The 25063-nt window shown below is 38.1% G+C and carries 21 protein-coding genes; all 21 read right to left on the reverse strand.

Annotation, left to right across the window (positions count from 1 at the left end):
* Positions 1 to 18 precede the first annotated feature (18 nt).
* On the reverse strand, positions 19 to 741 hold the full coding sequence (gene ymfI, locus QFZ87_RS18940; protein WP_309864909.1) for an elongation factor P 5-aminopentanone reductase: 723 nt from the start codon (positions 739 to 741) through the stop codon (positions 19 to 21).
* Between the two features lie 64 nt (positions 742 to 805).
* Positions 806 to 2098 carry an EF-P 5-aminopentanol modification-associated protein YfmH gene (gene yfmH, locus QFZ87_RS18945; protein WP_309864912.1) on the reverse strand — a complete coding sequence of 431 codons (1293 nt, stop codon included), beginning with the start codon at positions 2096 to 2098 and terminating at the stop codon, positions 806 to 808.
* A complete protein-coding gene (gene yfmF / locus QFZ87_RS18950; protein ID WP_309864914.1) occupies positions 2098 to 3378 on the reverse strand; it encodes an EF-P 5-aminopentanol modification-associated protein YfmF in 1281 nt (426 codons plus the stop codon). Before yfmF ends, yfmH begins: the two co-directional genes overlap by 1 nt.
* A gap of 186 nt (positions 3379 to 3564) precedes the next feature.
* Positions 3565 to 4524 (reverse strand): ABC transporter permease, encoded by a 960-nt coding sequence (locus QFZ87_RS18955; protein WP_309864917.1) that lies wholly within the window; start codon positions 4522 to 4524, stop codon positions 3565 to 3567.
* Between the two features lies 1 nt (position 4525).
* Positions 4526 to 5572 carry an ABC transporter permease gene (locus QFZ87_RS18960; protein WP_309864920.1) on the reverse strand — a complete coding sequence of 349 codons (1047 nt, stop codon included), beginning with the start codon at positions 5570 to 5572 and terminating at the stop codon, positions 4526 to 4528.
* Complete coding sequence (locus QFZ87_RS18965) at positions 5565 to 7100, reverse strand: ABC transporter ATP-binding protein (protein ID WP_309864923.1); 1536 nt, start codon at positions 7098 to 7100, stop codon at positions 5565 to 5567. The genes QFZ87_RS18960 and QFZ87_RS18965 overlap by 8 nt, the downstream gene beginning before the upstream one ends.
* Before the next feature lie 209 nt (positions 7101 to 7309).
* A complete protein-coding gene (locus QFZ87_RS18970) occupies positions 7310 to 8398 on the reverse strand; it encodes a BMP family lipoprotein (RefSeq protein ID WP_309864926.1) in 1089 nt (362 codons plus the stop codon).
* Between the two features lie 81 nt (positions 8399 to 8479).
* Complete coding sequence (locus QFZ87_RS18975) at positions 8480 to 9202, reverse strand: GntR family transcriptional regulator (RefSeq protein ID WP_309864929.1); 723 nt, start codon at positions 9200 to 9202, stop codon at positions 8480 to 8482.
* Between the two features lie 327 nt (positions 9203 to 9529).
* Positions 9530 to 11872, reverse strand: a complete 2343-nt coding sequence (locus QFZ87_RS18980; RefSeq protein ID WP_309864932.1) for a DNA translocase FtsK — start codon at positions 11870 to 11872, stop codon at positions 9530 to 9532.
* 146 nt (positions 11873 to 12018) lie between these two features.
* Positions 12019 to 12258: a YlzJ-like family protein gene (locus QFZ87_RS18985; RefSeq protein ID WP_309864934.1), complete on the reverse strand. Its 240-nt coding sequence runs from the start codon at positions 12256 to 12258 to the stop codon at positions 12019 to 12021.
* The gene (locus QFZ87_RS18990) at positions 12255 to 13010 is read right to left on the reverse strand and encodes a ClpP family protease (protein ID WP_309864936.1); all 756 of its coding nucleotides are present in this window, start codon (positions 13008 to 13010) and stop codon (positions 12255 to 12257) included. Before QFZ87_RS18990 ends, QFZ87_RS18985 begins: the two co-directional genes overlap by 4 nt.
* Positions 13011 to 13120: 110 nt before the next feature.
* On the reverse strand, positions 13121 to 14788 hold the full coding sequence (locus tag QFZ87_RS18995; RefSeq protein WP_309864939.1) for a ribonuclease J: 1668 nt from the start codon (positions 14786 to 14788) through the stop codon (positions 13121 to 13123).
* Between the two features lie 183 nt (positions 14789 to 14971).
* Positions 14972 to 15844: a 4-hydroxy-tetrahydrodipicolinate synthase gene (gene dapA, locus QFZ87_RS19000; RefSeq protein WP_309864941.1), complete on the reverse strand. Its 873-nt coding sequence runs from the start codon at positions 15842 to 15844 to the stop codon at positions 14972 to 14974.
* An 80-nt stretch (positions 15845 to 15924) separates the two neighbouring features.
* The gene (dapG, locus tag QFZ87_RS19005) at positions 15925 to 17169 is read right to left on the reverse strand and encodes an aspartate kinase (protein ID WP_309864944.1); all 1245 of its coding nucleotides are present in this window, start codon (positions 17167 to 17169) and stop codon (positions 15925 to 15927) included.
* Between the two features lie 33 nt (positions 17170 to 17202).
* Positions 17203 to 18252 carry an aspartate-semialdehyde dehydrogenase gene (asd, locus tag QFZ87_RS19010; RefSeq protein WP_309864946.1) on the reverse strand — a complete coding sequence of 350 codons (1050 nt, stop codon included), beginning with the start codon at positions 18250 to 18252 and terminating at the stop codon, positions 17203 to 17205.
* A gap of 211 nt (positions 18253 to 18463) precedes the next feature.
* Positions 18464 to 19063 (reverse strand): dipicolinate synthase subunit B, encoded by a 600-nt coding sequence (dpaB, locus tag QFZ87_RS19015; RefSeq protein WP_309864949.1) that lies wholly within the window; start codon positions 19061 to 19063, stop codon positions 18464 to 18466.
* Positions 19060 to 19962 carry a dipicolinic acid synthetase subunit A gene (gene dpaA / locus QFZ87_RS19020; protein WP_309867984.1) on the reverse strand — a complete coding sequence of 301 codons (903 nt, stop codon included), beginning with the start codon at positions 19960 to 19962 and terminating at the stop codon, positions 19060 to 19062. The genes dpaB and dpaA overlap by 4 nt, the downstream gene beginning before the upstream one ends.
* 170 nt (positions 19963 to 20132) lie before the next feature.
* Positions 20133 to 20375, reverse strand: a complete 243-nt coding sequence (locus QFZ87_RS19025; protein WP_308080161.1) for a YlmC/YmxH family sporulation protein — start codon at positions 20373 to 20375, stop codon at positions 20133 to 20135.
* Positions 20376 to 20478: 103 nt separating this feature from the next.
* On the reverse strand, positions 20479 to 21714 hold the full coding sequence (locus QFZ87_RS19030; protein WP_309864956.1) for a M16 family metallopeptidase: 1236 nt from the start codon (positions 21712 to 21714) through the stop codon (positions 20479 to 20481).
* 100 nt (positions 21715 to 21814) lie between these two features.
* A complete protein-coding gene (locus QFZ87_RS19035; protein ID WP_309864958.1) occupies positions 21815 to 22762 on the reverse strand; it encodes a polysaccharide deacetylase family protein in 948 nt (315 codons plus the stop codon).
* 149 nt (positions 22763 to 22911) lie between these two features.
* Entirely contained in the window at positions 22912 to 25029 is a 2118-nt protein-coding gene (pnp, locus tag QFZ87_RS19040; RefSeq protein ID WP_309864960.1) for a polyribonucleotide nucleotidyltransferase, read from the reverse strand.
* Positions 25030 to 25063: the final 34 nt, after the last annotated feature.

The following is a 25063-nucleotide window of genomic DNA, read 5'->3' on the forward strand; positions in this document are numbered from 1 at the left end:
ACAATAAAAAATGTATATTTATGTATACCAGCCGCCATTAACGGAAAGTACTTGTCCTGTGATATAAGAGGAGTCTTTGGAAAGCAAGAAAATGACTGTTCCTGCTATTTCTTCAGGCAACCCGAGTCTTCCCATAGGGATTTCTTCACACAATTCCTCTATTTCTTCCTCATTAAAGCCTTTCATCATAGGCGTGGCCACTGCTCCAGGAGCAATTGCATTTACCCGAATACCATTTAAGGCCACTTCTTTACTGAGGGCTTTCACAAAGGCAATTTGTGCACCCTTCGCAGCGGAATAAACCACTTCACACGCCGCACCTGTTTGACCCCAAATGGATGAAATGAACACAATACTTCCAGACCCTTTGTGTAAAAATTTCGGCAGCATTTCCTTAGTAAGCATTATTGGATTTAGCACGTGCACATTCATTAATTCTTGTGCATCTTCCAGCTCCATATCCATGAGCAGCCCATAACGACTATTCCCGCTACAATGAATGATGGCATCTAAAGAAAAAATTTGAGAAGAGATTGTCTCATAGCCCTTAGAATTTGATAAGTCTGCCTGAATGGGTAAATACTCCCCGCCATATTGTTCAAGCTTCTTCATTAACTCACTTATAGAATCGCTATTCTTATTATAATGTACATACAAATGATATCCCTCAGCAGCTAATCTACATGCAACCGCTTGTCCTATTCCACCACTTGCTCCCGTAATGAGTGCGTATTTTTTCATTTTATGATCACTCTCTCTATGTAATAACAGGAGAAAAAGCGCCGCGTAAACGACGCTTCTTCCATTATTTTTTCTTTGGAATGACTTGGCATACTGAAAAGCGTTCTTCCGAGATCACTTCTGCTGCTAATGATTGAACATCCTGTAGCGAAATATTCTCTAATGTAGGAACGACATCAAATAAGTTCATATCATTAAATGCATACCTAGTGAATTGATTGGCAATATATTCTGGTGAGTTGACTGCACGTAAAAAGGTACCAATTTTTTTCTTTTTAGCCCTTGCCAGCTGCTCCTCAGTGATAGAACTATTCTTTTTTGCATCCAAAAGCATCTTTTCTAATCTCTCAGCTAATTGATCCGGTTCTCGTGTGTCCCCACCTACCATTGCAAAGCCAAAACCTTGTTCTTGTGTATAGTCGAATGAGAACGTTTCATCAATTAAACCCTCACTGTAGAGCTGATTATAGTTTTCTGAGCTTTTTCCAAACAACAGATCAAGCAAAACATTCATCGTTAGTTCATTTTTTAGCATTTCCGCTCCCATTTGATCTACATGGAGGGCTTTAATTCCTACTAATGCTTTTGATGTTTGGACATTCATTTCAAGCACTTGCTTTTTTTCAGCTGCTTGAGTTGGTTCTGCTTCAAATTTACGTTTGATTTCCGGTTGATTCTTATAATCTTTCTTTGCCTGATTTTCCCTAACTTGATTCATTATCTTTTCAGGGTCAACAGGTCCAACAATAAATAACAGCATATTACTTGGATGATAGAAGGTATTATAGCATTCGTATAACCAATCCTTTGTAATATGAGAAATGGATTCAATGGTTCCGGCTATATCAATTTTCACCGGATGGTTTTGATATAGATTTTGAATCAAACCAAAGTATAAGCGCCAATCGGGATTGTCATCATACATCGTGATTTCTTGGCCTATGATCCCTTTTTCTTTTTCAACTGTTTTTTCAGAAAAATAAGGTTCTTGAACAAAATCAATTAATGTTTCTAGATTCTTTTCCACATCAGATGTGCTAGAAAACAAATAGGCGGTTCTAGTAAAAGAGGTAAACGCATTTGCAGAAGCCCCTTGACGACTAAATTGCTGAAATACGTCCCCATCCTCTTTCTCAAACAGTTTATGCTCTAAAAAGTGAGCAATTCCATCTGGTACCTTTACGTATTCGTCTTTTCCCAATGGAATAAAGGTATTATCAACCGAACCATATTTTGTGGTAAAGGTCGCATACGTTTTATTAAAGCCATTCTTCGGTAAAATATAGACGTTGAGGCCATTGGACATTTTTTCATGGTACAGTGCTTCTTGAAGTTGGTCAAAGTTAATCTTCTCCATTATTTGCCCGCCTCCGTTCCGGTTAAGAAATAAATAGTATCTAAATTTATTTTGTTTGCAACTGCAACAATTTCATCTTTTGTCGTTTTTTCCATTTCCGTCAGCCAGGTATTCAGTGCAATATCAGTATGTGCTACAACATTATGGTAGAGGATTTCCGTCAGCCCTCTAGAAGTATCTATCGTTTCAAGGATTTGATTTCTAATGACTGCTTTTGTTTGTTCTAATTCTTGATCAGTGAAATCGCCCTTTTTCATTGCTTCCATTTGCTCGTTGATTATTCCTATTGCCTGATCATAGTTTTTCAAATCAATTCCTGACATGACCATCATTAACCCTTTATGGCTTTCTAAACGGCTGGCAGCGTAGTAGGCTAAGCTTGCCTTTTCGCGAACATTGATAAATAACTTAGAATGTGAAAAGCCACCGAAAATTCCATTAAACACCTGAAGAGCAAAATAATCTGAATCGCCATACACAATATTTGTGCGGTAACCCATATTTAACTTTCCTTGTTTTACATCCTGCTCTTCTTTTACTACATTTACATCCGATCTTTTGTTAATACTTTGTTGTTCCACCCTTTTTGGTGTGCGGCTTTCAAATTGGAGCAGCTCAGAAGAAAGTTTTTTTACATCTTCTTCTTTTACATCACCAATCACATACAGGTCCATCTCATCTTCTAAAAAGGCTCTTTTAAAGTATTCATATAAATTTTCCGCAGTTATGCCAGCCACATCCGCCGCTTCTCCGTTAACCTCTAAAGCGTATGGCTCTTCCTTACACATTTCCTGTAACAAGCGGACATTCGAATAGCGCATTTTATCGTCAAATACCGATTGAATTCGCTGCTTGAGGGCTCGCTTTTCTTTTTCTACTGTTTCATTGTCAAACGCATTACCAGTAACATTGGGTTTAGTTAAAATCTCTGCAAGCAGTTCAAACCCTTTCTTTAATAATGGGCTTGGGTCACTAAGAAACTTTTCATTTGCTATTTCTAAAGAAAAACTGATTACATGGTATTCACCTTTTTTGGATAAATCTACAAAAAGAGTAGCTCCATAGAGTTCATCTAAATAAGAACGAAGTGCAGTGGTAGTTGGGTATTTTGCTGAACTGCTTTGTAATACCTGTGGAAGAAGGGCTCTTTTCGTTACATCTTCTTTTGTTAATAAAGCTTTCATTTTCCAAACAAATGTATTGGTTTTGTATTTATCTGTTTCAATTACATGGAGTTTATACCCTTGCATTTCTGTTATTTTTTCGGCAATAGCGTCCATTAACATCCTCCTTGTCGATAAAGGTTCATATATAACAATATGTAAACATTTTTCTTTATATCTTTTCCTTTGTAATAAAACCTATACTTATTACTATAATTTGACAAGCTTGTTTTATACAAGTAAATGCGATTATTAAAATTAAAAAAGCTCTCAGTGGGTGACTGAGAGCTTTTTCTATGATTATTAACGGCTGCCTTTGATATAGTGAGTACCAACTGCTTTTGGTGCATCGGCACGACCGATGAATCCAGTTAGAGCTAAGATGGTTAATACATAAGGAGCGATTAGCAAGTATACGCTTGGAATTTCCTTCAAGAAAGGTAAACTTGATCCAATGATACTGATACTTTGAGCAAAACCGAAGAAGATTGCTGCTCCTAATGCGCCAAGAGGATGCCATTTACCGAAAATCATGGCTGCTAAAGCCATGAAACCTTGACCACTGATAGTAGAGTGGCTGAAGTTAGAAGTGATGGATTGTGCGTACACTCCACCGCCTAGGCCGCCAAGTGCTCCAGAAAGGAGAACACCAAGGTAACGCATTTTTGTTACATTAATACCCATTGTGTCAGCTGCCATTGGGTGTTCACCAACAGAACGAAGACGAAGACCAAATGGAGTTTTGAAAACGACATACCATACAATAATGGCAACAATAATTGCTAAGAAAGAAGTCCAATAGGTGTTTTGGAAAAAGATTTTTCCAATAACCGGAATGTCTTTTAACACAGGAATATCAATTTTGCTAAAGCCTTTAGAAATAATTCCAGTTTCACCTTTATCATAAATAAGTTTGACAAGGAACAAGGTAAGTCCTGTTGCTAATAAGTTGATTGCAACACCAGAAACGGTATGGTCAGCACGGAATGTAATAGACGCAACCGCATGGAATAGTGAGAAGAATGTTCCAGCAGCCATAGCTACTAATAAAGCAATCCACGGTGTAGCACTACCAAATGTATCATAAGTAGTTAAGTTGAACACAATGGCTGTAAATGCCCCAATTACCATTAAACCTTCAAGCCCAATATTTACTACCCCAGAACGCTCTGAGAAAATACCGCCTAATGCAGTGAAGACAAGTGGAGCTGCCCATAATAATGTGGAAGGAACAAGAATCACTAAAATGTCCATTAAACTCAACTTACTTCACCTCCTTCTTACTGATTCTGTCAAGAAATACTCTGATGATGTAGCTTGATGCAACAAAGAATACAATTAATGCAATGATGATATCAACTAATTCATTAGGAACGCCTGCTTCAAGAGGCATGTTTAATGCTCCCACTTTTAGAACACCAAATAGAATTGCCGAGAAGAAAACACCTAATGCTGTATTTCCACCTAGTAAGGCAACGGCAATACCGTCAAACCCTACTCCAGAGAATCCACCTTTAACCGCTGCATACTCGAAAGTACCAAGACCTTCCATTGCACCAGCTAATCCAGCAAAGGCTCCAGAAATCAACATAGAAAGGATAATATTCTTATTAACGTTCATACCAGCGTAATGTGCAGCATGCTGGTTAAAACCTACTGATCTTAATTCGAAACCTCTTGTTGTTCTTTCTAATAAAAACCACATAACAAAGCAAGATAGGATTGCAAGAATAATTCCCCAGTGAAGACGTGAATAATCAGTTAGACTTTCTAACCACTCAGAACGTAAGGTTGCTGATTTATGAATTGGACCTGTATTATCACCTTTTTTTGATATTACGTTACGAATAATATAGTTAGACACATGAAGTGCGACATAGTTCATCATGATGGTTACGATTACTTCATGGACACGGAAACGTGCCTTTAATAAGCCAGGAATAAATGCCCAAAGTGCACCAGCTACAATTGCTGCTAAGATAGCAAGTGGTAAATGAATTACACGTGGTAGATCAAAAGCAACCCCCACCCAAACTGCTGCAAGCCAACCAACTAAGAACTGTCCTTCAACCCCGATATTAAACAAACCAACTCGGAAGGCAAAGGCAACAGCTAATCCCGCTAAAATATACGGTGTGAATTGTCTGACTACTTCTCCGATATAATAAATGTCTCCAAATGCACCATTCCATAATGCTGTAAAAGCTGCAATCGGATCGTAACCACTGACAACCATGATAATTGTTCCTACAAGGATACCTAATAAGACGGCAATAACTGGTGTTAAAATACTTCTTACCCGTTTAGACATTTGTTACTTCACCCGCTTCCTTTCTATTCGATCCAGCCATCAATAATCCAAGCTCTTGTTCATTTGTTTCCTTTGGATTCACGATAGCTACGATTTTCCCCTCGTATATAACAGCAATGCGGTCACTAACATTCATTATTTCATCTAATTCAAATGAAATAAGTAGAACTGCTTTACCATTATCGCGCTGCTCGATTAAGCGTTTATGAATGAATTCAATTGCACCAACATCCAAACCACGAGTAGGCTGTGCTGCAATCAGTAGGTCAGGATTGCGGTCAACTTCACGTCCAATTATCGCCTTTTGTTGGTTACCACCGGATAGTGCACGTGCTAACGTGTACTCACTAGGCGTACGGACATCGAATTCACTAATTAGTGATTTTGCTTTTTTATAAATTTCCTTGAAGTTTAAAACTCCATTCTTTGAATATGGTTTTTTATTATAAGTCTGTAAAACCATGTTTTCTCCGATTGGGAAGTTTAAAACTAGTCCATGCTTATGACGGTCTTGAGGAATATGACCCACACCTGATTCTGTAATATGTCTTGGCGTTTGATTGATCAATTCTTTACCGTTTAATTTCACGCTTCCGGTTTCAGCTTTACGCAAGCCAGTAATTGCCTCAATAAATTCTGACTGGCCATTACCGTCAACACCTGCAATACCAACAATCTCACCAGCACGTACAGAAAGATTCAAACCATTAACAACTGTCACGCCACGAGGATCTTTAACGACCAAATCACTAATTTCAAGTACATCTTGTTTTGGAGTTGCTTCTTTCTTTTCAGTTTTGAAGACAACATCACGTCCAACCATTAAGCTTGCAAGCTCATTAGGATTGGTTTCACTTACATTAACAGTTCCAATACCCTTACCTTTACGGATAACAGTACAACGATCGGAAACTTCCATAATTTCTTTCAATTTATGAGTAATAAGAATAATAGATTTGCCTTCTTTAATAAGCGTTTTCATTATTTGGATTAATTCTTTGATTTCCTGCGGTGTAAGTACAGCTGTTGGTTCATCAAAAATAAGAATTTCAGCACCACGATAAAGCGTTTTTAGAATTTCAACCCTTTGCTGCATACCTACTGAAATATCGGAAATTTTTGCTTGAGGGTCAACTGCTAAACCATAGCGTTCTGAAATCTCACGCACTTGTTGTTCAGCCTTTTTAATATCTATTCGGCCAGCAGAGGTTATTTCTCTACCTAAAATAATGTTTTCAGTTACTGAAAATGTATCAACTAACATAAAGTGCTGGTGGACCATTCCAATTCCTAAATCATTTGCTATGTTCGGGTTAGAAATGTTAACAGGCTTTCCTTTAACACGGATTTCACCCTGCTCTGGTTGATATAAACCAAATAGAACATTCATTAAGGTAGATTTCCCCGCACCATTTTCACCAAGTAATGCGTGAATTTCACCCTTTTTTAATTGAAGAGTTATGTTATCATTCGCAACAAAGCCATTAAACTCCTTACGGATGTTAAGCATTTCAATTACATATTCCATCTCTTCTCACTCCCTGTGACATGATAAAGGAAAAATCGACCAGAAGTAGTAAGAGGTCAGACCTTTCCGAATTTTAAAAAAACAGGGATTTCCTCCCCATTACAAAATCTTAAATGAAAAGTAGAATTTCAATTCTACACTTCAGTTAAGATTCTTAATCAAGGTAAAAGCGGGCTAGGTTTCTCCAACCCGCTTTTTCCTCACAAAAATTATTTTGCGCTAAAAGTTTTTAATTCATCACGAGTTCCAGGAACTTTTACAGCACCTGATTTAATCTTTTCGATCCAATCTTTTACAGCAGTTTCAATTGCATCTTTACTTGCAGCTTTGCTGTTGATTGGTGCTAAGCCAACGCCATCTTCAGCTAGACCATAAACGATTGATTGGCCGCCAGGGAAGTTTCCGTCTTTTGCTTTTTTAGAAATGTCTATTACCGCATTGTCAACACGCTTAAGAGCTGATGTAAGAACAATATCAGGACCCATGTTTGCTTGGTCACTGTCTACACCGATAGCCCAAATTTCACGAGCCGGATCTTTTTTCTTTAAATCATTTGCTTCTTTAAATAATCCAACCCCTGTTCCACCAGCTGCGTGGAATACTACGTCTGCGCCAGAAGAATACATTTTAGAAGCGATATTTTGACCAAGTTCTGCTTTGTCAAATGCTCCAGAATATTGTACATCAACTTTTACTTCTGGCTTAGCAGCTTTAACACCAGCTAAGAAACCAGATTCGAAACGCTCGATAACAGGGATTTCCATACCACCGATGAAACCGATGTGGTTAGATTTTGTTGTCAGAGCTGCTGCAACACCAGCAAGGAATGCTGCTTCTTGCTCTTTGAAAAGAACGCTAGCAACATTGGGCTGTTTAACTTCAGCATCAATGATAGCAAAGTGTGAATCTTTTTGTTGTTTCGCGATTTCTTCAACTGCAGCTTGCATTAAGAAACCGATACCGAATACTAAGTTAAAATCTTGACGTGCAAGAGTATTTAAGTTTGTAGAGTAATCTGCATCAGACTTAGATTGTAGGTAATCAAATCCACCTTTACCTTTTTTCAATCCATTGTCAGCACCAAATTTTTGAAGACCTTCCCATGCTGATTGGTTGAATGATTTGTCATCAACACCACCGACGTCAGTAACCATGGCAACAGAGAATGCTTTTCCTTTTTCTTCTCCACCCTTAGATGTTTCGTTTTTGCTTGTGTCATCGCTTTTTCCACAAGCACCTAAAAGTGTTCCAGCAGCAAGAACTAAAGATAGCGCCATTCCAATTTTACGCTTTTGCAAGGTATTGTACCCCCTATGATATGTTTGATATAGTAGAAATTTTCGCAGAACTGGGTACGTTTTCATCTCGTATTAAAAAAATTAAATACGTTTCCTTAATACATGAAAACTAAACTTGTCCGCTTTAAAATAGTTTACCGAATATAGAACAGGCTCATCCATTTCATCGAAATGCATTTGTTTTAAAACTAACAATGCAGTTTCAGGATCACATTCTAGAATTGGGGAAATTTTTTCATGATAGCCTATCGGCTCGATTTGAGCGACCGCGTATGTAATTCTTCGGTTTGCTTCTTCGTCCAATATGCGGAAGAAACCTTCCTCATAGGAAAAAGTTTTAGGCAAAATCCGTTCGGGAACCTTGTCAATACAGTAGACAACTGGTTCACCATTTGCGGTCCTAACCCTCTCCATCACGAAAATTTCCTCACTTGTAGAACATGAGAAACGGCGAATATCCTCTTCGGTAGGCCCCTGTGTTGATGAGCTTAAGAAAATGGTTCCTGGTTTCATACCAGCTTGTTTAATCATGTCAGTGACACTATTAAGTTGTTCAATCCCTGAAGTAAACAGTGGCTTTGCATTAACAAAGGTGCCAACACCATGGCGCCTAATGATAACGTTTTCTTCCTCAAGAATACGTAAAGCCTCTCGAAGTGTTGCCCTGCTTACACCAAGCTGTTTCGCAAGATCGAATTCGGAAGGTAATTTTTCTTTTTCTTTATATATTCCATTTTCAATATCCTGCTTTAACCGATCGATTACTTGTAAGTATAAATGCCGGTTATCTGACTTAATTGACATGCTTTATCCTCCAGGCTTTTTCCTAAGACATCAGACATCTGATATCATTCCTACTAACCGAGATTATAGTAACATTTTTTTAGTGATAAATAAATAGGTATTCAAAATTTTGTCGAAAAAAGGTTCATTCTTCAAAAATGTCTTAAAGTTGTTGATTTTATTGCGTTGAAATCTGTTATAATATATTCTTTCTATTAAAAATATAGGTATTTCACAGTAGAACATAGGTCTTTTTCATCATCTTTTTTAAGTGCGCACTTACTACTATAGTATGGGACATGTGAGAATTTAGTATAAAAAAAAGAGCCATTGGCTCTTTTTTTTATACTATGAACTTTGCTCTTCTTTTGGCTTTGTCTGTAAGACCACACGCGGCTTACTTCCTTCGTATGGACCCACTACTCCACGTGCTTCCATTTCATCAATAAGGCGAGCTGCTCTAGTATAACCAATTCGGAAACGGCGTTGCAGCATGGAAACTGATGCAGTTTGCATTTCAACAATTAAATCAACGGCCTCATCATACAAATCATCCTCAACTGCTCCTGTTACTTCCGGAATATCATCAGGGATCATTTCTTCTTGGTATTGAGCTTTTTGCTGTGAAATAACAAATTCCACGGTATCCTCCACCTCTTGATCAGAAAGGAATGCACCTTGGACACGGACAGGTTTTGATGCTCCCACTGGCAGGAATAACATATCCCCACGCCCCAGTAACTTTTCTGCTCCACCCATATCCAAAATTGTTCTTGAATCCGTTGCACTTGATACAGCAAAGGCAATTCGGGAAGGTATATTTGCTTTTATAACACCTGTAATAACATCCACAGATGGTCTTTGAGTAGCTATAATCAAGTGAATACCTGCTGCACGCGCCATTTGTGCGAGTCGTGTGATTGAATCTTCTACATCTGAAGAGGCAACCATCATTAAATCAGCTAACTCATCAACAATAACGACAATGTAAGGCAATAATGGCTGCTTGTCATTTTCCTCTAAATTATGTCTTCTCACATGCTCATTATAGCCCTCAATATTACGTGTTCCTGTGTATGAAAAGAGTTCATAACGTCTTTCCATTTCACTAACAACCTTTTTCAATGCCTGTGAGGCTTTTTTCGCATCTGTCACAACTGGTGCAAGTAAATGTGGAATACCATTATAAACATTTAGTTCAACCATTTTCGGATCAATCATCATTAACTTTACTTCATGAGGCTTTGCCCTCATCAGAATACTAGTTATGATTCCATTAATACATACACTTTTCCCACTCCCAGTAGCACCTGCCACAAGTAGATGGGGCATTTTATTTAATTCGGCCAACACAGCCTCACCAGTTATATCTCTGCCCAGTCCAATTAGTAATTTGGCATCCGGTTTATCATTCTGAGTAGCATCTAATACTTCACGAAGTGAGACCATGGCTACCTCTGAATTAGGAACTTCAATTCCAATAGCTGATTTTCCTGGAATAGGTGCCTCAATTCGTATATCCTTGGCAGCAAGTGCTAAAGCTAAGTCATCACTTAAGCTAACAATCTTACTAACTTTTACACCCACATCTGGGTGTACCTCATATTTTGTTACAGCTGGGCCTAAATGAACCTGAGTGACTCTCGCCTTAACACCGAAGCTTTGAAATGTTCTCTCTAGTTTTGCAGCATTTGCATGAATTAGTTCATATTCACCACTTTGATCTGTTTTCTTTGGAAGCTTTAATAATCGAAGAGGAGGCAATTCGTATGCAACATTTTCTACTTCAGTAAACGTGATTGGAGGTACTTGATCAACTTCCTCTTCTATGTTTCCTTTTTGCTGTTCATTTTTATTTTGCGAAGGTATGTCCACTGATTCTTCCGTATAAGCTTTGTCAGCAAAACTTGAAATTATCGGCTCAGGAACAATTGTTTCCTCCTGCATGGGCGGCTGTTGAACGTTGATGACAGGTCCACTTTCCTGTGCAGAGGGTTCCTGTTGTCTTGCTTTTTGTTCCTTTTTCTCATTTTTCCGTTCTTCTTGTTTTTGCTTCCATTCTGACATATCCGTTTTAAATGCTTCCCATTGATTTTTAGAGAAGTCGAACAGCGTCAACATAATCTTGCCTATGAAGTCTCCAAAGGATTTGCCTGTAAGTAAAACTATACCAATAATAATAAAAATAAATGCAATAATCTTAGTACCTGTTTCTGCGAATAGGTAATGGAATAGTGCAAACAAAATAGCTCCAAGGATACCACCGCCAAGGTCGGTTGTACTTGTTTCCCCTCGAAGTTCCATCATGAATAATTCCCATGTATTACTAATGACACTTGGATCTTTAAATTTTCCATCATTCGTAAGTAAGTGGAACAATGTAACATGGCTTAATAAAAGGATAGCTGAAACAATAAAATAGCTTCCTACTAATTTAATATGAAAGAGAAATGGTATTTCTCGCTTCCACATTAAGTATATGCTTAATACTACCAGCCCCAGCAAACCTAGCATATACCATTCACCCATCCAAAATCTAAAGAAAAGGACAGTTGCTTTTCCTACTGCCCCAAGCTTGGCAATGGAAATAATGGCAATTGCCAAAATAGCAAGTGCCGTTAATTCAAATTGGATTGTGCGTTTTAAATGGTTATCTCTCTTTTTTGGTTGTCTTCTCTTTTTTTTGGCCATCTAATCACCTTATATGTTAGTTATGGTATATTATTCCACAATATTACTATAAGTTAATATGTATAACTTAATTAATAATAGAGAAATGGAAGAAAGCAGCCGGAATGGCTGCTCTTCTCTTTGTAACCTGATTATACCATAATCTACTACTGCAAAGCGGACAAACCCTCTTGGATACCAAAAGAAATTTTAGCACCAGGGCATATCCGTTCATCAAGATAGTGTTGCGGATCGCTGCTTAGAATACGGATTACTTGAACATTTTGCGGATCCATTTGCTCTACTAGGAGTGGAACTCCTTGATAGGTTATCATTTTTTGTTGCTGAAACGATTCTTGTTCAGTTGGAAAGATCAGTTCATTTGGCATCATCGTATATAAAATCATTGAATCAGCCCCTCATTTTTTTCCTTACGAAGGTCGATCATTTCATTTAGCTTCTTCATAGCCGGTCCCAATCCACCTACTTCATCAATTAACCCAGACTTCACGGCGTCAACACCAATTACATTTGTTCCAATATCTCTTGTCAAATTACCCTTTGCAAACATTAAGTCTTTAAAGGTATCCTCGGTAATTTTCGAATGCTTCGTAACGAAATTTACTACCCTCTCTTGCATTTTATCTAAGTATTCAAAGGTTGCAGGAACACCAATGACGAGGCCAGTTAATCGAATTGGGTGAATCGTCATAGTCGCTGTTTCTGCAATAAAGGAATAATCACAGGATACAGCAATTGGGACACCGATTGAATGTCCGCCTCCTAAAACAATGGAAACAGTTGGTTTTGATAAGGAGGCTATCATTTCAGAAATGGCAAGCCCCGCTTCAACGTCACCTCCAACCGTATTTAAAACTATGAGCACTCCTTCAATCTTGGGATTTTGCTCAATAGCTACAAGCTGTGGCAATAGATGCTCATACTTAGTGGTTTTGTTTTGAGGAGGAAGTGCCATATGCCCCTCAATTTGTCCTATGATTGTTAAACAATGAATTCTTGAATCTGCAGATAGCTGTGGAACATTGGTTTGGCCAAGCTGCTGAATTTTTTCTATTAAACCTGAAGCAGGCTTTTCCTCTTTTTGAGGCTCGCCGCCATCCTGGTTACCAGTATCATTTTTTTGTATATCGTTATTCATCCAAATACTCCCTTCACAGCAAGATATATTTTAGTATTGACCTATGATTTGATTTCATTCTACCTATCCATATAAAAAAGGTACTGGTTCATAGTCCAGTACCTTCATGCTTACACTTCCATAATGATTGGTAGAATCATTGGTCTTCTTTTTGTTTTTTCAAATAAATAGCGATTTAATTCATCTCGAATTTCTTGCTTTAGGCTTGCCCATTCAAATGATCCCTTAGCGATCGTACGCTCAACAATATCCTTTACCAATTTAGTGGAATCATCCATTAATTTTTCTGATTCACGAACATATACAAACCCTCTTGAAATTATTTCTGGACCTGCTGCAATTTTCTTGTCTTGTTTCGTCAAGGTTACAACAACAATAAGGATTCCATCCTGAGATAAAAGCCTACGATCCCGCAATACAATATTCCCAACATCCCCTACACCAATTCCATCAATAAGGACATTACCAGAAGGAACTTTACCTGCCAATGCTAGCTTTCCGTCTTTCCATTCCAACACATCACCACGGTCAGGAATCATAATTTTTTCATCTGTAAGACCGCATTCAAGTGCTACTTTCCGATGGGCTTTTAACATCCGATACTCACCATGAACAGGAATGAAAAATTTTGGTTGCATTAAATTAATCATAAATTTTAATTCTTCCTGACTTCCATGGCTCGATACATGGATTGTCCGTTTGCCAGATATAACATTGGCACCTGCTCTAAATAACATATCTACTGTTTTAAATAAGAAAACTTCGCTACCTTTTAAAGGTGAGGCAGCAATTAAAACAGTATCTCCTGTCTGAATATTCAGTTGTTTATGTGTTTGCTTTGCCATCTTTTGAAGAGCTTCAATTGGTTCTCCTTGAGTTCCGGTAGCAAGCACGACAATTTCTCGATCTTGATAATTTTTAAGCTCGTGAATTGGGATAATTAGATCTTCAGCTACTTCTAAATAGCCCATATCAAGTGCAATATGATAAATACGCTCTAAACTCTTTCCTACCACTGCTACTTTACGACCGTTATCCTTGGCCACATCAAAAATATGTTGGATCCGGTTAATATCTGATGCAAAGCACGCGGCTATGATTCGGCCTGGTGCATTATAGAAAGCATTAGACAACTCTCTTTCAACAATCGCTTCTGAAGTTGTGTAACCAGGTTTTTCTGCTTCGGTACTATCTGATAGTAAACATAAAACACCTTGATCACCTATAGCTGCCATTTTACCAATTTCGGGTTTATAAAGCTTCGTTGCTGCCTGATCAAATTTAAAGTCACCTGTATATACGATAATTCCTTCAGACGTATGTATGCAAACTCCGACAGAATCAGGAATACTATGATTTGTCCTAAAAAAGCTGACATTTACTGAATCTAATTCTACGACTGTATCTGAGTTTACTTCAATAAAGTTAGCATGCCCGTTAAATTCCTGTTCTTTAAGCTTTGCAGCAGCAAGGGCAAGGGTTAATTTTGTTCCATAAACCGGTACATTTACTTGCCTTAATACATAGGAAAGTGCACCAATATGATCTTCATGTCCATGTGTTAAAAAAACAGCTTTTACTCGATCCTTATTATCTCTTAAGTAGGTTAAATCAGGAATGACCATATCGATGCCTAGCATTTCTTCCTCGGGGAACATTAAGCCGGCGTCCACGATCAATATGTCTCCATCTACTTCTACTAGGTACATATTTTTTCCGATTTCTCCTACGCCACCAAGTGCAATAAACTTAATGGTTTTATTTTTTCTCTTTATCAAGTGTGAATCCTCCTATGTAGTAGCAATTTAATTTCTTGAACTTTTTTATTCCGTTCGAAATCAGTTACCATTATTATACTTGAAAAAAGAAAATGTTTACAACTTAAAAAAGCTAATTTACCTCTTGGTGTGACTTCAAGAAAAAAGAAAGAGACTGACCTATACAGGTCAGCCCTCTAAAAATTATTTTTTATTTAAAATGGATTGTAATGTTGCACGTTCCTGTTCAGTGAGGCCCACAAGCGGCAATCTGACTGACCCAACATCTAAACCAGCCATCTGTAAGGCTGTTTTAACAGGGGCAGGGCTTGGAGCCGCAAATAATCCCTGCATCGTTGGAAGAAGCTGTTGATGTATCAGTGCCGCCTTTTTGTTATCCCCATCAAAAAAGGCTTTAACCATTTCCTGCATGTCATTGCCTACCACATGCGATGCCACTGATACCACACCGGCACCACCTATAGATAGGACAGGTAATGTTAAGCTATCATCCCCACTGTATAAAACAAACTCATCATCCGTATTTGCAATAATCTGTGTCATTGCATTTAAATCTCCACTAGCTTCCTTCACTGCAACGATATTCGAAATCTTTGAAAGACGAATAATTGTTTCAGGAAGTATATTTACAACGGATCTACCAGGAATGTTATACACCATAACTGGCAGAGAAGTTGCTTCTGCCACAGCTTTAAAATGCTGATATAAGCCTTCTTGATTTGGTTTATTGTAATAAGGTGCAACAACCATAATGGCATCAACACCAAGCTGCTCTGCCTTTTTTGTCAATTCAATAGAGGCATACGTATTGTTACTTCCCGTACCCGCAATAACAGGTACTCTTTTGTTTACAACCTTTACGACATGACTAAATAACGCAAGTTTTTCCTCTTTTGTTAAAGTTGGTGATTCCCCTGTCGTGCCAGCTATAACCAGTGAATCTGTTCCATTCTCTATGAGGAAATTTATCAATTGAGTTGTCTTAGCAAAATCTATATGCCCTTTTTTATCAAAAGGGGTTACCATTGCTGTAGACACCCGTCCGAAATGAATCATTGTTCTACTCCTTTCGTTACGTGCCACTAGTGAAAAACAAAGATGTTTCTAGTTTTCTTATATCACTTCATTAAACACTATTACAAATCTGAAAGATTGAATTCTACTGACTCATCTTCTAATTGAAACGCGTCATGAAGTGCATTGACAGATTTAACTAAGTCATCTTGTTTTACAAGTACCCAAATAGTTGTATGACTATCCGCAGATTGTAAAATACGAATCCCTTGATCTGAAAGTGCGGTTACAATCTTGGAGGTAACTCCAGGGACACCCGCAATTCCGGCACCAACTACAGAAACTTTTGCACAATATCTCTCTACAACAGGGTCATGCCCTAGTTCATTTAATACTTTTATTGCCCGGTCAGTCATCTCATCTGTTACCGTATAAATTACACCATTGGGCGATATATTGATAAAATCAACACTGATCTTTTCATTTGCCATAGCCTTAAATACTTCAGCCTGCAAATAATATTGATCTTTTTTAGCAAAAACCTTTATTTGAGTAACATTAGAAACATGAGCAATTCCTGTTACCACACGCTCCTTAATATCGCTCCCCCGATTATTTTTATTTAGGGTTGTAACCAACGTTCCTAAATTATCGGAATAAGTAGAACGAATACGAATTGGTACCTTTGCCTGCATAGCAATTTCTACTGCTCTTGGATGGATGACCTTAGCTCCCTGATAGGCCATGTTGCACACTTCAGTGTAAGTAACCACTGATAGTGGACGTGCATTTTCAGCAATACGTGGGTCAGCAGTCATAATTCCTTCGACATCAGTAAAAATATCGATCCATTCTGCATTAAGAGCAGCACCTAATGCGGCAGCGGATGTATCACTTCCTCCGCGTCCAATGGTGGTGATATCCCCGTTCTTTGCCGCTCCTTGGAATCCAGCCACAACAACTACATCAGTATTCTCAAGTTCCCTGAGCAATCTCTCACACTTCATTTCAGTAATCTTTGCATTTGTATGATCATTATTTGTACGGAATCCTGCTTGAGCACCTGTTAAAGCAACAGCATTAATACCACTGTCTAATAACATATTTGCAAACACGACACTAGATATAATCTCCCCACAGGACAATAATAAATCATGTTCTCTTTTTGAGATCTTGCTTAGATTCCCACCAATTAACGATAAAAGTGTATCGGTTGCATATGGGTCACCTTTTCTACCCATTGCTGAAACAACAACCACCACTTTATATCCATCAGCTAATGCTTTTTCAATATGGCCTTGGGCATGCTTTCTACTCTTTTCATCCTTTACAGATGTCCCGCCAAATTTTTGAACAATAATTTTCATGGTGACACCAAAACCTGCCTTTGGTTGTAACTTTTATTTTACTAAACCTAATTTAACTAAGCTTTCCGCAATTTGTACTGAATTCCACGCAGCACCTTTTAGCAGGTTGTCAGAAACGACCCACATATGGAAACCACGGTCTTCATCTATATCTTTTCTAATACGTCCAACGAATACATCATTTTTACCTACACAATCAGCCGGCATTGGGTATACTTGATTTTCAGGATCATCCTGAAGGACTACGCCAGGTGCATCTTTTAATAATGCTTTAATCTCACTTGCGCTAACATTTCCTTCCTCAATCTCAAAGTATACCGATTCAGAATGCCCTACAGCCACAGGTAAGCGAACACATGTAGCAGAGACCTGCAGCTCTGGTAAGTGCATGATTTTCTTTGTTTCATTAATCATTTTCATTTCTTCATACGTATAGCCGTTATCTTGAAACTTATCAATTTGTGGAATGGCATTAAATGCAATTTGATAATGATTTTTGTCTGATTTTACCGGAAGAATAGTTGGTTCATAGGTTTCTCCGTTAATAATCGACTTTGTTTGTTCCATTAATTCTTCCACTGCTGCAGCACCTGCACCAGATACTGCTTGATAGGTAGACACAATGATTTTTTTCAAACCATATTTTTGTCGAATAGGCTCTAAAGCAACAACCATTTGAATGGTCGAACAATTTGGATTAGCAATAATTCCATTATGGTTATGCAAATCCCCTTCATTTACTTCTGGTACAACCAACGGTATATTCTCATCCATTCTAAACGCACTAGTGTTGTCCACGACAATGGCACCACGCTTAGCAGCTTCTGGAGCAAGTTCTTTAGATACGCTTCCACCTGCACTGAACAGTGCTATTTCAACACCCTCAAAGCTCTCAGGCTTGGCTTCTTGGACGGTATATTCCTGACCATTAACCACTACTTTTTTTCCTGCCGACCGTGCTGAGGATAGTAGGGTTAGTTCTCTGATTGGAAAATTCTCTTTCACTAATGTTTGGATCATTTGTTGTCCAACCGCTCCTGTTGCTCCAACTACTGCAACGTGAAATCCATTATGCTCTCTCATTACATGTTCCCCTTTCAATCTTTCATCCTGAACATGGCTGGTATTTTGAAGGTCTTAAAGGAAATGGCACTCTTATTGCCAGCATGTCATGTATAATTTATAACCTTAACAGTGGAGCAGTATTTGAGAAACTCCACTGTTAAAAGATTAATTTATTTTAACATATTCCTCAGAAGAAATAACCTTTTTTGATGATGAAAGAGAGAGAGAGTTATTCAGCATCTTTATATCTTTCAATAAGAACGGGTTGAATCTGCTTTCCTTCAATCGCTGCTTCTACTGTTTCGGAAAGCATCGTCATTCTTGCAACCATTGAGTTTGGTTTTTTTATTGGATCATCCTGCCCATAAGGAATAAAGAATATATGTTTAGTAGCCATCAATCGCATTAAGTTTACTCCATTTAAACCGAGCGCATCATTTGTTGAAATACCAAGAACAACCGGCTTTAAGTTTCTAAGAGTTGCTTTGGCTGCCATTAACACCGGGCTATCATTCATGGCATTGGCAAATTTACTCATGGACACACCTGTTAAAGGAGCAATGACCATACAATCAAGTGGGAATTTGGGACCAAGTGGTTCTGCTTTTACAATTGAATCAATTACCTTGTTTCCTGTTAAGTCCTCAATACGTTGAATCCAATCCATCCCCTTGCCAAAGCGTGTATCTGTATTTTGAACAGTAGCGGTTACTACTGGAACAACCTCCGCTCCTGCTTGAACAAGCTTTTCTATCTCTGGAAATACGGCATCATAGGTACAATGGGATCCAGTTAGTCCAAAGCCTATTCTTTTACCTATTAAACTCATTTCACTTTCCCCTTTCGCTTTCGTAAATCTTCTTGAAGCAGTTGGGCAAGAACATTTGCCAAAATTTGACCTGCTGTTTTCGGTGCAACTATGCCTGGTAAACCGGGAGCAAGTAACGCCTTAATCCCTCTTTTTTCTGCATATCTGAAATCTGTTCCACCAGGCTTCGAAGCTAGATCAATGATGAGAGTATGTGAAGGTAATTTAGAGATAACCATTGCCGTAACAATTAAATGTGGTGCTGTATTTATCAAAATATCAGTATCTTTTACTTCATTCACAAGATTATTTAAATGGAATGGCGTTAAACCCATCTCTGTGATTCTTGCTAAATGTTCACTTTTCCTTGCTCCTACCTTTACCTTAGCTCCCAGTGCAGCAAACGTACGTGCCACACTCATCCCTACACGGCCAAGGCCCAAAACAGTAATATTTGATCCGTGTATCGTGAAATCAGTATGCTGGATCGCCATCATAATTGTTCCTTCTACCGTTGGAATAGAATTATAGATAGCTACATCATCTCTTTCGAATAATTGGATGAGTGTTCTTTTGTTTTCTTTTGTTATTCCATTTAAATAGGAGTTACTTATTCCTGAGTAAATGGAACAATGTTCAGGTGTTTTACTAAGTAATTCTCCAGTTATAACAACCTTTTCATTGGAAAAGATGGTTTCTACCTGTCCCTCCAAATTTGTACCTGGCACCGGTAAAATCAGTGCGTCCATATTAGAAAAATCGACCTCATCCAACTTTTCCTTGACCGCTCCTGTAAAGGCATGGTCAAGCTGTTCAAAACCAATAAGCGATAATTTCGCGTCCAATTCGGTTAACTTGCGGATGATTTCCAGCTGTCTGGCATCACCGCCAATCACGGCTATCTGCATCCCTGTCAGCATGAAAACATTCACCTTCTTTTTTATAAAAATCCTTCTAGGTATTCCTTTTCTTCTTATCACTTCACCATCTTATGTAAGTTCCCTTCAATCGGTGAGTTTTCCATACATGTAAAAGAAAAAAGCCCAAGCAGAAGTTTTTCTGCTTGGGCTTTTCATTCGAATTGGTGAATCTATTCTTCTTCGGGAACATCAATAATAATCATATCCGATCCGATTTTTTGGATATGTTTCCAGGGAACTCTTATTTCTTCACCTTGTTTCCTAAAGCCAAACCATTTTAATGAAGGAATAAGCAACGCCTGTATTTGTCCAGTGCTTTCATTAATTTCTAAGTCAGTTTGTCCGAGTACACCAAGGCGTTCTGCCTTTTTTACATCAACAATCTCTTTCCCACTCAATTCACTTAACCTCATACCTCCAAAACCTCCTTCTTCCCCTTTTCTATTATTTTATAGAAGGAAGAACTTATTTAGACTAAAGAAAAAACAGTTCGAAAAATATCGAACTGTTTTGGGATTATAATTTAGATGGGAATTCCCCATTAGGACTTATTAATGTGACGGAATATTTATCCGTAAAAATAGCTCTTGCCATATCATCCACACTATTCTTAGTCACCTGGTCAATTTGTTCAATAATCTCATCAAGTGAACGGTGGCGTTTTAACAGTAATTCATTTTTACCATTCCGGCTCATTCGACTGTTTGTACTTTCCAAACTTAACATCAAGCTGCCTTTCAGCTGCTCTTTACTATTGGTCAATTCCTTTTCAGTAATACCCGTTTGTTTTAATTTATCAAGTGTTTCCTGAATGGTTTCAAATAAAACATCGAGCTGCTTCGCTCCTGTTCCTCCATAAACAGTAACTACACCACTATCCTGATAAGCAGAATGATAAGAGAATACAGAGTACGCCAAGCCCCTTTGCTCACGAACTTCTTGAAATAGTCTGGAACTCATACTACCGCCCAAAATATTATTTAAAGTAATTAAGCTATAGATATCCTCATGACCAACCTTCAATCCTTCAAATCCAATACATAAATGAGCCTGTTCCGTTTCCTTCTTGCGTGACAAGCGGTTAGCATGAAAAGTAGGAAGATTTTCAGGTGTTTCCTTTGACCCACCTTGGTAGGATCCAAAATAATTTTCAACCTCTTTAATAAAGGATTCCGAGATATTTCCAGCTATTGAGATGACCACATTTTCAGGTGTATATCGTTCATGGATGTACTCCTTCAGGGAATCTCCTGTAAATGTATTTAGTGTTTCCTCAGTCCCTAAAATTGGATAACCAAGCGGATGGTTTTCATAAACAGCTCTACTTAGTAAATCATGAACAATATCATCCGGTGTATCCTCATACATTTTAATTTCTTCGAGGACTACATTCTTTTCCTTTTTCAATTCTTCTTCCACAAAAGTAGAATTAAAGAACATATCAGCTAAAACATCTAATGCATACTTGGAATGTGTATCCAAAACCTTTGCATAATAGCAAGTATACTCCTTAGAGGTAAAAGCGTTAACTTGACCGCCAATGCTGTCAAAGGATTCAGCAATTTCCTTAGCTGAACGCGTCGTTGTTCCTTTAAAAAACATGTGCTCTAGGAAATGAGAAATCCCATTTGTCTGTGGATCTTCGTTTCTTGAACCAGTTCCAATCCATACACCAATTGCGACAGACCTTACAGTTGGTATGTTTTCTAATACAATTCTTACTCCATTTTGGCAAGTGTACTTATTAATCATCGACTTCCTCCTGTCATTAAACAGCAGATGCTACTACTCCAATTATTTATTATACGTTTTTATAGATATTTTCTCCAATTTTCTGATAGATTCTCATAAATTATTTTATCATTCTTTCCTCACTCATTAATTCTGAGACCGTACCGATCTCTAAATCCTTTTTCTCGATAAGAGTAATGAGCCTGTCAAGTGATTTTGCGGTTGATTCTGTTGGATGCATGAGAACCATGGAGCCCTTATCAATTTTAGACATGACTCGATTAATTAAGACATCAGGTGACGGTTTCTGCCAATCAACCGTATCAACCGTCCACATAACGGTTAGCATATTCAGTTCATCTGCTATTTTTATCGTCTCATCCCGATAGCTGCCACTAGGAGGCGCAAACCAAACTGGCTTTTCTCCAGTAGCCGCTTCAATAATGTTGTTCGTCTTTAATATTTGTTCCCTTGTCTGAGCTGCAGTAAGCTTTTGCATATCCGGATGAGAATAGGAATGATTACCTACTTCATGCCCAGCGCTTACGATCATTTTTGCAACATCTGGGTTCTTTTTAACCCAGTTTCCTTCAAGGAAAAAGCTAACGGATACATTGTGTCTTTTTAATGTTGCTAGCATTTCAGGTAAATATTCATTTCCCCAAGCTACATTAATAATAAAGGATACCATAGGTTTGTCTGGATGCCCTTTATAAATTGGGGTTGGTGGTAAATCCTTTAGATGAATTTTTGGTTTCACTTGGGTATATTCTAATTTCATTTCATCAAAGACGCCTTTACTTTTCATGTTTTTATATGAAGCGCCAATATCTACCTTAAGTCCATTATATCCTGGAATAGCCTTCCAAACCCTGTCAACCTTGGCATCGGAAGGTGGTATTTCATATGTAGAAGCATTTTTTATTATACTCTGATATAGGGGATCTGACTGTTTCGCTGTCGGAAGTGCAGAATCCCTTAAAGAGGATACATACTTATTCACAACTGGATTATTTACTGAAATCCAAGCACTAAAACAAATAATTAAAAATATGCTGAGCTTTTTCATTTACCTTTCCCCCTTCCATAAAGATTATGTATAGGGGGGACAAGGTAGAACTCAGGGAGCAAATCTTGCTATATAAAGAAAGAGCCAGGGAAGCCCCTGACTCATATAAATAGATCACAGCCTTGATTTAGCCTGAGTTTCTTTATTAATTATTCTTTATTCTCAGCCTTTTCCCGCTGCTCTTTTAACACGGCTTTTCTAGACAAGTTGACTCTGCCTTGTTTGTCAATTTCGGTTACTTTAACTAAAAGCTCATCTCCGATTTTAACAACATCCTCCACTTTTCCAACTCGCTCTTCAGCCAGTTCGGATATATGAACAAGACCATCTTTTCCTGCAAAGATTTCTAGGAAGGCACCGAATTTTTCAATTCGCTTAACCTTACCAAGGTACAATTCACCAACTTGAACTTCTCGAACGATATCTTCAATGATTTTTTTCGCTTTTTGATTCATTGCTTGATCGGTTGAAGCAATAAATACCGTTCCATCCTGCTCGATATCGATCTTAACACCAGTTTCTTCAATAATCTTATTGATTTGTTTACCACTAGGCCCAATCACATCACGAATCTTATCCGGATTGATATTCATTGTTAAAATCTTAGGTGCAAATTGGGAAAGTTCTGCTCTTGGCTCTGTAATGGTAGCTAACATCGAATCCAAGATGTGCATTCTTCCTATTTTTGCTTGTTGCAATGCTTCCTCTAAAATTTCGCGAGAAAGACCTTCAATCTTAATATCCATTTGAAGTGCGGTTACCCCTTTAGCGGTACCTGCAACTTTAAAATCCATATCTCCAAGGTGATCTTCCATCCCTTGAATGTCAGATAGAACCGTATAATACTCTCCTGATTTGACAAGACCCATTGCAATTCCTGCTACAGGCGCTTTAATAGGCACACCAGCATCCATCATCGCTAAAGTAGAAGCACAAATACTAGCCTGAGAAGTAGAACCATTAGATTCAAGCACTTCAGATACAAGGCGGATTGTATATGGGAAATCTTTTTCAGACGGTATAATAGGCTCGAGCGCACGTTCACCAAGTGCACCATGTCCAATTTCACGTCGACCCGGTCCACGAATTGGACCTGTTTCCCCAACACTAAAGGATGGGAAGTTATAATGGTGCATAAAGCGTTTTTCTTCCTCAATTCCTAAACCATCGAGAATCTGTACATCACCCATTGCTCCTAGTGTACAAATACTTAATGCTTGAGTTTGTCCACGTGTAAATAATCCTGAACCGTGCGTACGAGGTAAAATACTTACCTGTGATGACAATGGGCGGATTTCATCGATTTTACGACCGTCTGGACGTACTTTTTCTACTGTAATTAGTCGGCGTACTTCACCTTTAACGATCTTGTCCAAGATTTGCTTTACTTGTTTTAAATCTTCAGCTGTTGCTTCTTGTTCTTCATATTTAGCAATCACTTGATTTTTTATTTCTTTAATCGCATCTTCACGTGCATGCTTTTCTTGAACTTGAATAGCTTTAACCATATCAGCTTCACAAATTTCTCTTACTTCTGCTTCAAGCTCTTTATCAATTTCATAAAGATTGATTTCTCTTTTTGGCTTACCAATTTCTGCAACAATTTTTTCTTGGAATTCAATTAATTGTTTAATATGGTCATGACCATACATAATTGCCTCAAGCATCGTTTCCTCAGGCACTTCAAGTGCACCTGCCTCAACCATGTTAATGGCATCCTTCGTGCCAGCAACCGTTAAGTGAATATCACTTTTTTCTGCTTGTTCAACCGTTGGATTGATGACAAACTCATTATTCACACGGCCAACAATAACCCCAGCAATTGGACCTTCAAACGGAATATCTGAAGTACTTAGTGCTAGTGATGACCCAAACATTGCAGCCATTTCGGAAGAACAGTTTTGATCGACACTCATGACAATACTGATTACCTGCACATCGTTACGGAAGCCATCAGCAAAAAGTGGACGAATCGGTCTATCAATTAGACGGCTGGCAAGTATTGCTTTTTCACTTGGACGACCTTCACGTTTAATAAATCCACCTGGAATTTTACCAACTGCATATAAACGTTCTTCATAGTTTACTGTTAATGGAAAGAAATCGAGATTTTTTGGTTCTTTTGAAGCAGTAGCTGTACTTAATACAGCTGTATCTCCATAGCGGACCATTACCGCACCGTTAGCCTGTTTAGCTAACTGTCCAATTTCCACGGTTAAATTACGGCCTGCCCAATCCATAGAATATACATGTTTCGTTTGTTCCATATTTGTACCCCTCTCTATCTAAATCACTTTAGGA

The organism is Bacillus sp. SLBN-46, assembly GCF_031453555.1.
GTDB lineage: Bacteria > Bacillota > Bacilli > Bacillales > Cytobacillaceae > Neobacillus.